Consider the following 14,861-nt stretch of genomic DNA (forward strand, 5'->3'; position numbering starts at 1 on the left):
TATCCTTGTATTAAATCTATCAATCTTTATTTTGTTGAGCAGCAAATGAGAGCTTTACATATATAGCTAATGCGATAAGAAGTATTGCTACACCCAAGATAAGCCATACTGCATATATGAGCTTTTCTGGTGAATCAATGCTAAATTTAAATACAAGCATTAAAGCTTCAATCGCTAAGGCTACGATAATAGAGCCTAGAAAGCGAATCATTGTCCTATGGACTGTGTAGGTTTTCTGCCCTGTGTTTTTTCCCAGCACTTCCTCTTCAAAAATGGCTTTCACTAAGTCAAATATAGCAAGGGCTAGGGTTAAGAGTATGGTAGATTCAAAGATATCTTCTACTTTAAAATCGCTAAATTGTAATAAATCTTCTGACCATAGTTTCACGATACCCTTTACAATCAAAATGATTGAAACAAAAGCAAGTGAAATGGAACATAAAAAATACATGGCAATGCTAAAATTAGAAAAGATTCCAAAAAATAGGCTAGGTGAGCTAATCTTTATCGCATCACGCAAATGAATGTCAATGCAGACAACAAAAAGCAACTCATGGGCTTCATTATACACGGGATAAGCAGCGGTTACGACAAGATCGCCATCAATCCTTGATGGATAAGGGTTTGTGATGATACATCGTCTCTCCTCTATAGCTTCATAGAAATACGCACGATTAGAAAAGTTTTTATTTTCATTTGGCAATGCACCATTTGGCTGCAAAACATCGCTTAGCTGTGTGCCGTTTTTATCTAAAATATACATAGAATCAAAGACTTTTATCTCATCTTTAATGCGTGTAAGCCCTTCTAATACGCTTTCAAAGCTTGGGTTTGGCATAAAGTTTTTAATATTTTGTGTAAAAAGATAAACCATGTATGCGCGCACTTCATAACGCACTTTTGAATAGGTTACAATATCGCGTGAAAGCATTGTTTTCCTTACTGAATTAGATTCTGTTTATGTGGTATTCTAGCATAAAAGCAAATGTTTTTATGAAATCACGCTTTTTTACTATAATTACAACAAATAAGGAGTGATAGTGCAAAACGAAAGATTAAAAGGTGTGGTTTTACCAAATGGCTTTATTAAAGCAGATAATGGCGAAATATATGAATTATCCCTCACACATATCAATAATCTTTATGATATACAAAATAATTCATTAATCAATAGGCAAGTTATTTTTGATATACATAATGACATAGCTTGTAATATTGATATAGAGATAACACCACAAAACAATCAACACACAACCACAGAATCTATATCAACAAATACAAGCCAAATACATGTAGAATCTACACCAAAGGGTTATATTATCCCGCTTGAAAATATCACACTTTTTAAACGCAGAGTAAAAATCATGCTAGTTTGTAACTTTATATTGCCTATATTTGTAATACCGCTTTTTATCGCAGCGTATATGCAGTTTTTACTCACAAAGCAAATCGCCATACAGGCACAAAATAAGATGCTTATGTTTTATTTTTTTATGTCATCTGGTAGTATGTATTTTATTACATTATTAGCGTTATTTTCTGGAATCTTTGGTATTGAGATGAGTGGTGAACTCTTCTTTGGCTTTATAGGGCTTTCAACAATCAGTATATTTATAGGCATGATTCTATATCTAAGACTTTTAGGCAAGATTACAGGGGAAAAACTCTTTATGAGTGCATTTTATATTGTGCTATGTGCGGGATTAGTCGGTCGCTTTGTGTTGCCACTTGGGATTATATGTCTCATACTTGCACCGATATTTTATAGTATCGCTTGGCTTAGAATTAAAACAATCCGTGTGGGGTAAAATCTATTTTATTTTAAGTCTAGAATTCCATGTTGATTTAGGTTTGGGCAATGTAGTTTCAGATTCTACACAAATGCACCCTAAAAGCTTTTTGTACTTTTAAAAAGTGAGAGATGTATTACTGCTGATAAAAACACAATTAACACACGATACCGCAAGGACAAATCTCACAATGTTGCACAACACAAAGATAACCACACTAACACATTTTACGCAATATTGCGATATAATGACACTTTTATAACAATTAGCTTTCTATAAAATATAAGGGAGAAGCAATGATTATTGGTATTCCAAAAGAGATTATGAATCACGAGCATAGAGTGGGGCTTGTGCCAAGTGATGTGGCATTATTACAACAATCAAGCACAAATCACACTATTTATGTAGAAGATGGCTTAGGTAGCAGCATAGGCTATACAAATAAGGATTATGAAAGAGCAGGGGCAAAGATTGTCTCAAATGCTAAGAAAATATGGGAAGATTCTGAACTGATTGTAAAATGTAAAGAGCCTATTGAATCTGAGTTTAAATATCTGAGAAACGATATGATTCTGTATAGCTTCCTTGATCTTGCTTGCTCCAAAGAGCTTGCAACTGCGTTGGTAGAATCTAGGATTACTTCAATATGTGGTGAGACGATAGCCGGACCAAAGGGGAATTATCCCGTATTAGCGGCGATGAGTGAAGTAACAGGTAAGTTTGCCGCACAGCATGCTGCGACATTGCTTGCTACAAACTATGGCGGTCGGGGTGTGCTTATTGGCGGTTGTGCTGGTGTAGCCCCTGCGAAAGCGGTGGTTGTCGGTGGCGGTGCGGTAGGTATGAACGCAGCACGGATACTAGTAGGCATGGGTGCTGATGTAAGTGTGCTTGACATTGATACGCAAAAGATAGCAAACCACCCACTTACACTAGAGAATAGAATCAAGGTGCTATACGCAAATGAAGATTCTATAACACAGGCATTAAGCGGAGCAGACATACTCATCGGTGCGGTTTTAGTAACTGCGACGGCTACCCCAAAGGTTATCACAAGAGAGCATTTAAGACTTATGAATAAAGGTGGTGTCGTGCTAGATGTGTCTGTGGATCTTGGCGGCTGCATTGAGACTTCAAGGCAGACAACGCATGATGATCCAACCTATGTTGAAGAGGGCTTAATCCATTATGGTGTGCCAAATATACCCGGCGTGATTGCACGAACTTCAAGTATTACCTACTCTTATGAGTCTCTGCCCTATGTGCAATGTATCGCAAATAAAGGTTGGAGAGAAATGCTAAAAATGCCCGGTGCAATCGGTGGCTTAAATGCTTATGATGGTAAAATCGCCTTAGAATCTGTGGCAAAAAGCTTTTCATTACCCTACATTGACACAAAAAGTGTGCTGTAAAAGGGGATAATATGCAGAATACAATAAAAGATTCTATAAATTCAAAAGATTCGGTAAATACAGGGCACACTCGCACACTCGCATGGACTTTTTTGATTATTGCGATTTTGCTTGAAGTTGGTGGTGTGGCTATGCTAAATGCTATCCCTTTATGGCTTGAGCCTTTTAGTAGTGATGGTGTTGTAGATATTGCTTCTGTGGAAGTAGCCCCGCCAATGATAGCAAAAGCTGTTATGCTAAGCATGATCGCGGCTTCATATTACTGCATGTCTCTTGCCTTGCGTAAAATCGCCTTAGGCGTGGCATATTCTGTGTGGGAGATTGTAGGTATGATTGGAATCTTATTTATATCCTTTCTCTTTTTCCCACCAAATCTCACAATAAAAGAATATATAGGCATAGCAGTTGGCTTTGTGGGCATTATATGTGTGATTCTAGGCGAAGAACAGCATTAAGCAAGATTTTTATATATTAACTAAAGCTGAAACTAAATTTTGTGTATGATGCAATAGATTCTAAAGTTTTGGTGCATTTAGAATCTAAATTAGATTACTTCCCTTTTGCGCTTTGGATTTGATTAATATATTGATAGTTTATGTTAATGGCATGTTTTCTTGGCAGGGAAGTGGCGATCTTTTCTAGCACGGATTCAAAATCAGAGAAAAGATAGTTTGCCATGCTACCAGGGATTGGATTAATCTCGTTTAGATAGATTTTATCACTAGATACGAAAAAATCACATCGTATAAGCGCACCCTCAAATGTTGTATTATAGATTTTTTTGAATGCTTCATGCAAATTCTTTGTTAAAGATTCTGTAATTTCTGCATTTTTAATCTCTTCAGTCCTAGAAAAATCTAAATATTTATCCTCAAATCCTAATAAATCTTTTTTCACTGGTTCTTCAATAAGCGATAAGATAAACTCGCCATTTACCTTTGTTCCAGCCAAATTATACTCTTTTATCCCCTTTTTAAATGGCTCCATAATGACTTCATTGCTAAACTCAAACGCACAATCAAGCCCATAAGAAAGCTTTGTTTGATCTTCAACTACGCATACGCCAATAGAGCTGCCAAGACATGTGGGCTTAATGATATAGGGCAGTTCAAATGGAATCTCGCAAGTCTCATTTCGCTTTAACACATAGTAGGGAAGTGTTTCAACACCGCATTCTTTTGCATAAAGCTTTGTTAATCTCTTGTTATAGCTTAATATGCTAGCCTCAAGTCGTGGTCCAATGTAGGCGATTTTATAAAAGTCAAATAAGCCAGATAATACACCATCTTCGCCATCACCGCCGTGTATGAGATTAAGCAGTAAGCCTGTATTTAGCATTTTTTTCTTACCTAAAAAGCCAGATTCATAGAATCCACCCACACCGATCTCAATCTTTTTAGCTTGTTTATAGGCTAGGCTGCTGAAATATTTTGACTTCATATTGCTAGATTCTATAAGGTAGAAATCATGATTAGAATCAAGAAAAATAAAATGTGTGATTTTAATGTTTTTACCAAGTTTTTGTGCCATAGTAATAGCACTTACAATGCTTATCTCATGCTCATAACTTATACCGCCAAAAATAATGCTAAGATTCAAATTTATTCCTTTATTAAAAGTTTTTGTAATTTTACACTATTTTATGTTGAGTTTAAAAGTAACGCTTTATAAAATAGCTTGAAATTTACATGAATTATTATATAGATTTACGCGCATGTAAGGGTTTTATAACACAAGATTATAATATATAAGTTATCATAAAACAACGATTTTAGAATCTTGATTAAAGATCTAGCACTTCAAAGCAAAACTCATTGAAACACTAGAATCTTGATTAAAGGGGATTTATGGGGCTTTGCACCAAACTTTCACTTGAATAATATTCTTGCAAAGTAAGGCACAAATCTTAGCTTATTTTATTGTGGGGATATATTTTGCTAATGCTTCAATATCTTCTTCACTAAGCTTTGCAGTTTGAGCTTTCATTTGAGCGCCCATTTTGTAGCGATTAAGCTTACCTGCTTTATACTCAAGTAAGTCTTTTTTAATTTCATCGCTGCTTAGATTTTTTACAACAGCTGTCTTATTAAGATAAGACTTTTCCATTTTTGCACCATGGCAAGTTTTACATTGCTTTGCAATGATTGCAGCTGGATCACTCGCCGCAAATGCAACACTACCTAAACCTACAATAACCATCAATGGTAACATCTTTCTCATAATCTATCCTTTCTGTAATTTGATTAAGTCTCAATTATACACTTTTTTTATTATTTCAAGCTTAATAATGGTAATAAAAACGCAGAGAAACAACATTTTTTAGCAAAAAAGTCTCATGTTTAAGAGAAAAACTTCTTTGCTTGTCGTATTTTCTCCATTTGTTGCCTTGTATCATGTTGGCTAGATTCTAGTAAATCTATGGTTTGAGATATAAGCTCTTTTGCTATATCTAAATATTCTAGCAATTCTTTATCCGCATTATTCATAGACATGCTTGTATCAAAAGGTAGATTCTGTGTTAGCATAAATGCTTCTTGTGTATTATTTTCAATAAGGGCAATTTTAAAGGCTTTAATCCATTGTTCTATCTTAGCTTTATCATACTGCATACTTTTTCCTGTATCAATGCTTTTGTAGATTTAGTGAATTTATCAATTAACTGATTCTTGAGCCATTCACTCTTGCATGTTCTGTGCGTAAAAGGCTTAACCCATTTTCATCTTTACATGCTAGAATCATGCCTTGACTGATTTCACCCATAAGCTTTGCTGGGGCTAAGTTTGCTAATACACATGCTTGTGTGCCAATGAGATTCTCTGTATCATAAAATTCAGCAATACCTGCGATGATTTGACGCGGTTTTTCTTCGCCTAAATCAACTTGCAATTTTAAAAGTTTTTTGCTTTTTGGGAGTTTTTCTGCGGCAATAATTGTGCCGACTTTAATGACTATTTGCTGAAAATAGTCAATATTAATCGTATCGTTTATGCATGGCTTATGGATAGAATCTTTTTCTTTTTGTGGTTTATTTTCTACAAAAGGTTGGTGCATTGTCTTCATGCGTGGTTCTTCTATCTTTGGAAAAAGCGCACAAACTTTTTGTATCATAAAATCTTGTATGTATCCTTGCTTTATTATCAGTGTATCAAACTGCTTAGAATCTATGCTGATATTTAATGCCCTGCTTATCTCTTTGCATGAATTAGGCAGTATTGGATAAAGAAGTAAGGCTGCTTTTGCAAGGATATTTGCAATAAGATTCAAAAAGGCTTTACATTCTATACTTTTTTCTTGCTTTATAAGTTCCCAAGGAGCAATTTGTGTAATCATAGTATTTGCTAGATAGAAAAGTTCCCATACAGACTCTAAAAACTTATGCGGTTGCATAGAATCCATATAGGCTAAACTTTGATTAATAATGCGAGAAATCTCTTCTTTTTGTGAAACATATGCGTTTTCATCATAACTTTTACTTAAATCAAACTGGAAATATTTTTCACTCATGCCAATAAGCCTATTTAACAGATTCCCTAAATCATTGCTTAACTCCCCATTATTGCGATTTATAAGGGCTATTTGTGAGAAGTCGCCATCCTGACCAAACGGCACTTCGCGTAATAAAAAGTAGCGGAATATATCGGTAGGATAAGCGTTTTTAATATCAAGCGGGTGGATTACATTGCCAATACTTTTACTCATTTTCACACCATCGATAGTCCACCAGCCATGCACTAAAATGTGCTTTGGCAGTGGTAAATCTAAACTCATAAGAAATGCAGGCCAATATATCGCATGAAATCGCAATATATCCTTACCTACAATATGCGTTGTGTTATTAAAGTATTCCATTTTAGATTCTAAACATGGATTTTGCTCCATTTTATAGCTTAGCTGCTCTTTCGCATTATTGTAGTCTAATCCATAGCCAAGCGCACTAGCATAGTTCATCAACGCATCAAGCCATACATAAATGATATGCTTACTATCACGCAATTTTAATGGAATCTTAATCCCCCATTCAAAGCTTATGCGAGTAATGGATAAATCTTGTAAGCCTTGCTCTACAAATTTTATAACCTCATTTCTTTTGTGTGAAGGCATAATGCAGTCTGGATTCTCTCTATACCATGCTAAAAGTTTGTCTTGATACTTTGATAGGGCGAAAAAATAACTCTCTTCTTTGACAAGGCGAGTTTCTTTCTTACCACTACAATCAGGGCAGTAGATTCCATCTATGACTTGTGTTTGCGTGAAAAAGCTCTCACAGCCAACGCAATACATACCCTCATAAGCCCCCTTATAAATATCCCCCCTATCATACATAATCTCAAAGGCTTTTTGCACGGATAGAATATGCTCAAAATAAGTTGTGCGGATAAATTTATCATAATCTATGTCGTATTCACGCCATGTATCGCGGAATTTTTCACTGATAGAATTTGCATATTCAATCGTTTTTATCCCATGCTTTTTTGCCGCTTCCTCTATCTTTTGTCCATGCTCATCTGTGCCTGTAAGGAAAAATACATCATCGCCCCTAAGAGTCCAATATTTTTTCATAACATCAGCAAGAATGGTAGTATAAGCATGTCCAATGTGTGGCACATCATTGACATAGTAAATAGGCGTTGTTAATAATTTCTTCATTTAAGTCCTTTTGTGCGTTTATTATATATAAATAAAAAGTTTTAATTATACTTGATTTTGTTGGTTTTTTGCAGTTTTAAATGTTTGTTGGCAATATCTATTATGTAAAGTTATAGAATCTAGTAACTTTTAATTACATATTCTCCCTTTATTTATGAAATAACGATAGAATATAGCCTTTATCTCACTAAAATTCAAGGATATACATGCAAGAGTATGGTAAGAGAAATAAAAGTCTTGCAAAGGCGGTTTATATTGAAGAAGCAAATCTAGATGATTATATTATGGTTGATATGCGAGATGAAGAGGAAGTATGTGCAGCACGCATTAAAGGTGTCCCAAATATTAAAGAAACCCATGCCCTTTTCAACCTTGCTAAAGACAATCCAGACAAAAAGATACTCATACATTGTAAAAGAGGGGGCAGGGCGTCTGCTATGGGGAGCAGGCTTGTAAGGCTTGGTTGCGATAATGTCTACTTTTTTGATGATACCTTTGCTAGATTCTATGAAAAGTTTGAGATTGTAGGTATCTCAAAAGATTGCTTAAGAGATTTACAATAATTCTTTGAAATTTTACTTTTTGGATACGACACAATGAAAAATCTTAATTTTTATATTTTATCAGGGTTTATATCATCGGCTTTGCTTGTAGGTGGCTTTGGAATCTTACAAGCACAAAATATTGCAGACCACACACAAATGCAAATCGCACAAAGCACACCCAACACACAAACACCGCCAAAGAAAAAGCTAACACAGGCAGAAAGAGATAGGGCGTTACAAAAGTTCATGGCAGCAGTGAATCTTGTTGAAAGTAGCTATGTCAGCGATGTGGATACAAATGAGATTATTGAGAAAGCAATCTCTGGCATGTTAAGCAATCTTGACGCACATTCTGCGTATTTACCGCAAAAAGATTATGAGGACTTACGCACAAAAACAAGCGGTAGTTTTAGCGGTATAGGCATAACCGTTGGCATGAAAGATGGGGCATTAACGATTATCGCACCACTTGATGACACACCTGCTAAAAAAGTCGGCTTAAAAAGCGGGGATATTATCCTAAAAATTGATGATAACCCAACACTTGATATGAAAATAGACCAAGCCGTATCGCTTATGAAAGGCAAAAAAGGCACAAAAGTAACACTTACAATCATAAGAAAAGGCGAAACAAAGCCGCTAAAATTTGAGATTAAGCGAGATGATGTCAAAGTCCGATCTACTTTGGTAAGTAAGATTGAAGAGACAAATTACGCTTATGTTCGCGTTGCGACATTCGATCAGCATGTAACGCGTGAAGTGAAAAAGGGCTTAAAGGATCTTGGCAAATTTGAAGGCATTGTGCTTGATTTGCGTGGGAATCCGGGCGGATTGCTAGATCAAGCTATCGGGCTTGTAAGCCTTTTTGTAAAAGATGGCGTGGTTGTGAGTGAGCGAGGTAAAATAGAGAATGTCGAGCTTAAGACTTCAGGCAAGGCAGAGTTTTTACATGAGCCTCTTGTGGTGCTTGTAAATGGTGGTAGTGCATCTGCGAGTGAGATTGTAGCGGGAGCATTGCAGGATTATAAAAGGGCAGTTGTTGTGGGAGAAAGCACATTTGGCAAAGGAAGTGTGCAAAAGATTTTTCCATTTGGCAGAGAAGCTAAAGAGGCAATGAAGCTTACCATAGCAAAGTATTATTTACCAACAGGCAGAAGCATACAGGCAGTAGGCATTACCCCAGATCTTGTTGTGGCAGAAACTGAAGTGCCTCTAAGTGATGAGAATCAGCTTGAGTTTAAAGAAGCCGATTTAAAACGACATTTAAAAAATGAATTATTACAAGAAGAAAAGAAGAATAACTCAAAAGCAGATTCTAAAGATTCTGAAAGCAAAGATATTACACAAAGCATGGTTATGAAAGACATGCAGCTAAAAAGTGCTATCGATGTGCTAAAAACTTGGGCAGTTATTAAGGGCACAGCAAAGTAGGCTTTTAATAACTTGTAGCATAAGGGGATAAAACTAGTTTTTACTCACGCCTAGTTGCTGTTGTATATGGTGTATTTTTTAGAATCTGACTTCCCAAAAACTGCCCAATTTCATGATAGAATCTAGGTTAGGTGTTTTGTTGCATTGAGTATGATATATTAGAATCTAATCGCCATTCTATACTTGAGTGGCTATAAGATTCAGTCTAGATTCTAAAATGCAAATAAAATATAAAAACCTTAAGGAGAAATACTTATGAAAAATGTAGTAACACAAGAAAAAGACTTTTTGCAAGAAAATCTTGTAGAAGCAAATTTGCTTTATGAGGGCAAAGGAAAAAAGCTGTATAAAACGACATTGGAGAATACTTTGCTTGCGGCGTTTAAAGATGATTTAACAGCATTTAACGCACAGAAAAAAAGTAGCGAAGAGGGCAAAGGCAGCCTAAATTGTCAAATCTCAACGCAGATTTTTACACTTTTAGAATCTAAGGGGATAAAAACTCACTTTATACAAACCTTGCAAGATACATATATGCTATGCAAGAGCTTAGAGATTATCCCCATTGAAGTTGTGGTGCGAAATATTGCTACTGGGAGTTTGAGTAAAAGACTAGGCATTCAAGAATCTTTAGACATAAAAGACACGCCGCTTAAAGCCCCGCTTGTAGAGTTTTATTATAAAGATGATGCTTTGAATGATCCTATTATTACAGATTCTCATTGTCTTTTAATGGGACTTGCAAACACTGATGAGATAGCAAAACTTAAAGAGTTAGCATTGCAGGTGAATGAGATGTTGAAAGAGTATTTTGATAAGGCTTCATTGCGACTGATTGACTTTAAGCTTGAGTTTGGCAGAGATTCTAATAAGAATATTTTACTTGCTGATGAGATAAGCCCTGATAGTTGCCGTTTATGGGATAAGGCAACAAATAAAAAGATGGATAAAGATATTTTCCGTCAAAATCTAGGCAATGTAACAAGTGCTTATAAAGAAGTGTTGTCTCGTCTCACAGAGATTAAGTAAAATATGCGTTTTTATATCTTTTTTATATTATGTATTTTTAGCTTTACTGCATGTTCTATCAATCGTCAGCTTGTCCCACTTGCAAAGAGTAAGGAAATCGGCTTTGTGAGTGATGGTAGTTTTGTATTGCAAGACCCACCACACGGTAAAGCAAGAATCTATGTGTATAGGGAGAATAATCATGTCGGTTCATATCTAGGCTATACCTTGCGGATTGAGCATCAGCCAAAGACAGATTCTAAAGGGCGTCCAAGCTATAAGAACTATCAAGATTCACTTGGCTATATGGCAATGGGTAAGACCTTTTTAGCTGATGTTGAGGCTGGCTATCCTATCGCCCTTATGGCAAAGACAGAGGCTACAAGCTATGTGCTATTTACACCTATGGAGGGCGAGATTTATTGCATTAAAGGCAGTATGAAAAATGGCTGGACTATGCCTAGACCGCATATTGTCTTTGTAGATAAGCAGACATGTGAGGAAGCATGGATTGACTACTTTTCAAACAAAAATGTAGAGTTTCAAAATCAATGGCGTAAAGTCTATAATGAAAAGGGCGATAGGATTAGACTTGATACGCCTACAAAAGCACGCGTTACGCAATAGCTTGTATAGATTCTGTTTTTATAGAATCTATTTTTACTAAAAGATTTTAAATTCTTGCTATATTGCACCCACCCAAATGGTTGAGATTCTAAAACCTAACGCAATCGCTTGTATAACTAAGCATTACAAAAAAGATGAAACATCTAATTTAGACTTTAAGTTTTAGATGTTTGCTTATACTCAATATCACAAGAATCTTAAATATATAATAATATAATAAACTTTGCTTACGAACACCTTGTAAGCAAATCATTTTTAAGGGGTAAAATAATGAGACTATTAAGAATCTTTCTACTTAGCATTATGATATGTGGGAGCTTAAGGGCTGAAGGTGGATTGGAGAAATTTCCACATGCAATAGGAAATGTATTTCAAATAGCTTCATTTCACTATGGCTTTAGCACAGATTTAAACAAGATAGATTCAAATAAAGTAGCTAAAGATAGATTTGGCGGAATCATTGGTGCTAGTGTAGGGTGGAATTTCTTTGTGGATTTTGAGTATAGGTATAGCACTTACTATTTCAAACCTGCCGCACCTTATTCCTTTTACTGATTATGAAGTAGGCTTTGGAGCAAGGCTTAAATATCTTTATATGGACACTTATGCTCCCACTCACTCTGTGGGCGGAGTGCTATATATCCACCCTGATGAATTTAGTAGTTTTAGTGGTTTGGGTTTAATTCACCTTATAATTGGTGTCGGAGCAAACTTTAGCGAGAAACATAATCTCAAAGCAAATGGAGCATATATTGAAGTGGGTTTGGGCTTATTAAAAATAAGTCCACTTTTAGTCAATACCGATATTACCTATCGTGCAAATATCTATGGCGGACATAATGATTTAGATTTAGGGACAATCCATAGCTTAAACTTTGTTTGGACTTTTTTCTAATATTTGTTAGCTATGAAATCTTAATATTTTAGCATTATAAAATCTAAACAAATAGAATCTAGTCAATTAAAAATATCACTTAAAAAATATTGCACTTAAAATAGTAATGATGTATAATTGCGGATAAAAAGAGTATAAACAATGACTTATAAAAGAACAAAGACAAAGCATATAACATTTATTGTTTTAGGTATCATAGCCTATTTATTCTATGTTATGATGAGCGATATTTATCCTATTCTGCCACCGCTTATGGGCGTGTTATTTCTTATATTTCATAAGCATTATAATGATGAGAAGTTTTATATCTCAACGATTGTTCTTATATGCTTATTTTTCTATGAGTTTGATAAAACCTTACTTGTGGGAGTTATCCCTTGCGTGTTTTTTATCGTTAGATTCTTTGTAGCAGAGCAGTTAGAATCTATTGTGCTTATAAACGCACCTTTTGTGCTTGTTTATGTGTGTTCTTTATATTTGCTTTATTTTGCGGGTTTATTATTATGTAATGTTTTGTTTAAAACACCTATGTTATCCTTTTCAACAATCTATATGTATTATCTTATAGTGGATTGTATAATCGCATTAATATATTACTACCTTGCTATTAAAGAGTGATGATGAAAAATATACCGCAAAGCTTTCGGATTCTATATGCTATTTTTGGTGTTGTCTTCGCCATTATTATTATAAAGCTTTATATACTTGCTGTTGCTAGGCATGAATACTATGATAAACTATCAGTTGCAAATACGATTAAAACAGAAATCCTTGTGCCAACAAGAGGGCAAATACTTGATAGGAATAACGAGCCTTTAGCGATAAATAAGCTAGGCTTTACTCTATCATTGCGTAATCGCTTGAGTAATGAAGAGCTAGAAAAAAGCATTGACTTTATCGCTTCTCATATCATTGATATAGATAAAGAAGAGTTATTAGAAACTTATAAAAAATTTAATAGCATTTATCGCCGCACACCAGTTACGCTTATAGACTTTGTATCTTACGCACAAATGCAGATTATATATCCAGCTATGATACAAGAAAATAATATTATTGTAACCCCAACCACTAAGCGATACTATCCAAATAACGCATCAGCCGCACATGTTATAGGCTATATCGGGGCAAGTGATGTGCGTGATAGAGAAAATGATCGTGTTTCACGATACACAAAGATTATCGGTAAGCAAGGCATTGAAAAGCAATATAATGAATTTTTACAAGGGCAGCTTGGCGAAAAAGTCATACAGGTAAATAGCCTTAATCAGCAATTACGACTAATCGATGAAAAGCCCGCTACAAGCAATAATGATATGAAAATAAGTCTTGATATGCGTTTGCAAGAGCGGCTTGATTCTGTATTTAGTGAGCATAATGGTGCGGGTATTATCATGGACGCACATAATGGCGAGATACTTGCCGCAGGAAGCTATCCAGAATATAATATTAATGACTTTGTCGGTGGAATCTCACATAAAAAATATAAAGACTTACTAGAAAATCCCTATAAACCACTTATTAATAAGCTTATTAGCGGTCAGTATCCACCGGGATCTGTTATCAAAATGGGTATGGCATTAGCATTTTTGGAATTTACCGATACCACAGAAAAGACAATCATTTCTACACCCCCATATATTGAAGTCAATAAACATAAATTTCGCGATTGGAAAGCAGGCGGACATGGTAGCTCTGATGTGTATAGGGCGATTAGAGAAAGTGTTGATGTGTATTTCTACAAACTCGCACAAATCGCGGGGATAAATAATCTAGCCATTGTGATGAATAAAATGGGATTTGGGCAAAAAACAGGAGTTGATTTGCCTTATGAAAACTCTGGAATCTTCCCCACACCAGAATGGAAAATGAGAAACTATGCACAACAATGGTATGTAGGCGATACGATTGTTACTTCCATAGGGCAAGGCTCATTTCTATCCACACCTATGCAAGTGGCACGATATACCGCCCTTATTGCAAGTGGTAAGCTTGTAACACCGCATTTTGCTAAAGAATTAGGTGGTAAGCCAACAAATATGCCTATAAAAGATGTATTAACAAAGTTTGAGCACTCAAAGCTACCCGCCTTAAGACTTGGCATGTATCAAGTCTGTTCCGATCCATCTGGCACGGCATATCGTGTAACACAAGGCACACAAGTAAAACTTGCATGTAAAACAGGGACAGCACAAGTCGTAGGTATCGCACAAGATGCAATAAAAAGAAAAAGGGAAGCTGATATGGAATATTGGCATAGATCGCAAAGCTGGATTACTGCCTTTTTACCTTATGAGAATCCAAAATATGTGATTACTATCTTAATAGAGCATGGTGGAAGTGGAGGTCGTGGTGGTCCATTACTCGTGCAGCTTGCAAACGCCTTGCGTGAATTTGGGTATGTGTGATTAAAAGCCAGATATAAAAGATTATTCGCTTCTCATAAAATTCTTATGAAAGAAAAATGTTGGCTTTTTTGTAGAATCTCCTTTGTTGCTAGAGATTC

The 14,861-nt window shown here is 35.5% G+C and carries 16 protein-coding genes; 11 read left to right on the plus strand and 5 right to left on the minus strand.

Annotated features, from left to right (window positions below; genetic code table 11):
* Positions 1 to 19 precede the first annotated feature (19 nt).
* Entirely contained in the window at positions 20 to 931 is a 912-nt protein-coding gene (locus tag XJ32_RS04490) for a PDC sensor domain-containing protein (RefSeq protein WP_077388480.1), read from the minus strand.
* A gap of 109 nt (positions 932 to 1,040) precedes the next feature.
* On the opposite strand from XJ32_RS04490, the gene XJ32_RS04495 reads away from it, so the two are divergent.
* From XJ32_RS04495 to XJ32_RS04505, 3 genes are all read left to right on the plus strand, one after another.
* Positions 1,041 to 1,808 carry an MFS transporter gene (locus XJ32_RS04495; RefSeq protein ID WP_254422482.1) on the plus strand — a complete coding sequence of 256 codons (768 nt, stop codon included), beginning with the start codon at positions 1,041 to 1,043 and terminating at the stop codon, positions 1,806 to 1,808.
* 278 nt (positions 1,809 to 2,086) lie between these two features.
* Positions 2,087 to 3,202 carry an alanine dehydrogenase gene (locus XJ32_RS04500; RefSeq protein ID WP_077388482.1) on the plus strand — a complete coding sequence of 372 codons (1,116 nt, stop codon included), beginning with the start codon at positions 2,087 to 2,089 and terminating at the stop codon, positions 3,200 to 3,202.
* Between the two features lie 11 nt (positions 3,203 to 3,213).
* A complete protein-coding gene (locus tag XJ32_RS04505; RefSeq protein WP_077388483.1) occupies positions 3,214 to 3,657 on the plus strand; it encodes a DMT family transporter in 444 nt (147 codons plus the stop codon).
* A 94-nt stretch (positions 3,658 to 3,751) separates the two neighbouring features.
* Here the strand turns inward: XJ32_RS04505 and XJ32_RS04510 are convergent, their stop codons facing one another.
* The 4 genes from XJ32_RS04510 to metG all read right to left on the minus strand — a co-directional run bounded on the left by XJ32_RS04510 (position 3,752) and on the right by metG (position 7,849).
* Positions 3,752 to 4,801, minus strand: coding sequence for a D-alanine--D-alanine ligase (locus tag XJ32_RS04510; RefSeq protein WP_077388484.1), 1,050 nt, complete (start codon positions 4,799 to 4,801; stop codon positions 3,752 to 3,754).
* Between the two features lie 312 nt (positions 4,802 to 5,113).
* The gene (locus XJ32_RS04515; protein ID WP_077388485.1) at positions 5,114 to 5,422 is read right to left on the minus strand and encodes a c-type cytochrome; all 309 of its coding nucleotides are present in this window, start codon (positions 5,420 to 5,422) and stop codon (positions 5,114 to 5,116) included.
* Positions 5,423 to 5,541: 119 nt separating this feature from the next.
* Positions 5,542 to 5,811 carry a hypothetical protein gene (locus tag XJ32_RS04520; protein ID WP_004086370.1) on the minus strand — a complete coding sequence of 90 codons (270 nt, stop codon included), beginning with the start codon at positions 5,809 to 5,811 and terminating at the stop codon, positions 5,542 to 5,544.
* A 46-nt stretch (positions 5,812 to 5,857) separates the two neighbouring features.
* Positions 5,858 to 7,849, minus strand: coding sequence for a methionine--tRNA ligase (metG, locus tag XJ32_RS04525; protein ID WP_077388486.1), 1,992 nt, complete (start codon positions 7,847 to 7,849; stop codon positions 5,858 to 5,860).
* Positions 7,850 to 8,055: 206 nt separating this feature from the next.
* Between metG and XJ32_RS04530 the strand changes: the two genes are divergently transcribed.
* The 8 genes from XJ32_RS04530 to mrdA all read left to right on the plus strand — a co-directional run bounded on the left by XJ32_RS04530 (position 8,056) and on the right by mrdA (position 14,763).
* Complete coding sequence (locus tag XJ32_RS04530) at positions 8,056 to 8,412, plus strand: rhodanese-like domain-containing protein (protein ID WP_077388487.1); 357 nt, start codon at positions 8,056 to 8,058, stop codon at positions 8,410 to 8,412.
* 33 nt (positions 8,413 to 8,445) lie between these two features.
* On the plus strand, positions 8,446 to 9,825 hold the full coding sequence (locus XJ32_RS04535; RefSeq protein WP_077388488.1) for a S41 family peptidase: 1,380 nt from the start codon (positions 8,446 to 8,448) through the stop codon (positions 9,823 to 9,825).
* A gap of 255 nt (positions 9,826 to 10,080) precedes the next feature.
* Entirely contained in the window at positions 10,081 to 10,854 is a 774-nt protein-coding gene (purC, locus tag XJ32_RS04540; RefSeq protein WP_077388489.1) for a phosphoribosylaminoimidazolesuccinocarboxamide synthase, read from the plus strand.
* 3 nt (positions 10,855 to 10,857) lie between these two features.
* Positions 10,858 to 11,460 (plus strand): hypothetical protein, encoded by a 603-nt coding sequence (locus XJ32_RS04545; protein WP_077388490.1) that lies wholly within the window; start codon positions 10,858 to 10,860, stop codon positions 11,458 to 11,460.
* Positions 11,461 to 11,730: 270 nt separating this feature from the next.
* Entirely contained in the window at positions 11,731 to 12,015 is a 285-nt protein-coding gene (locus XJ32_RS12750; RefSeq protein WP_254422483.1) for a hypothetical protein, read from the plus strand.
* Positions 11,948 to 12,355 carry a hypothetical protein gene (locus XJ32_RS04550; protein WP_254422484.1) on the plus strand — a complete coding sequence of 136 codons (408 nt, stop codon included), beginning with the start codon at positions 11,948 to 11,950 and terminating at the stop codon, positions 12,353 to 12,355. Before XJ32_RS12750 ends, XJ32_RS04550 begins: the two co-directional genes overlap by 68 nt.
* Before the next feature lie 141 nt (positions 12,356 to 12,496).
* A complete protein-coding gene (locus XJ32_RS04555) occupies positions 12,497 to 12,973 on the plus strand; it encodes a hypothetical protein (RefSeq protein ID WP_077388491.1) in 477 nt (158 codons plus the stop codon).
* A gap of 2 nt (positions 12,974 to 12,975) precedes the next feature.
* Positions 12,976 to 14,763: a penicillin-binding protein 2 gene (gene mrdA / locus XJ32_RS04560; RefSeq protein ID WP_077388492.1), complete on the plus strand. Its 1,788-nt coding sequence runs from the start codon at positions 12,976 to 12,978 to the stop codon at positions 14,761 to 14,763.
* Positions 14,764 to 14,861: the final 98 nt, after the last annotated feature.

The sequence above is a fragment of the Helicobacter bilis genome, assembly GCF_001999985.1.
GTDB lineage: Bacteria > Campylobacterota > Campylobacteria > Campylobacterales > Helicobacteraceae > Helicobacter_A > Helicobacter_A rappini.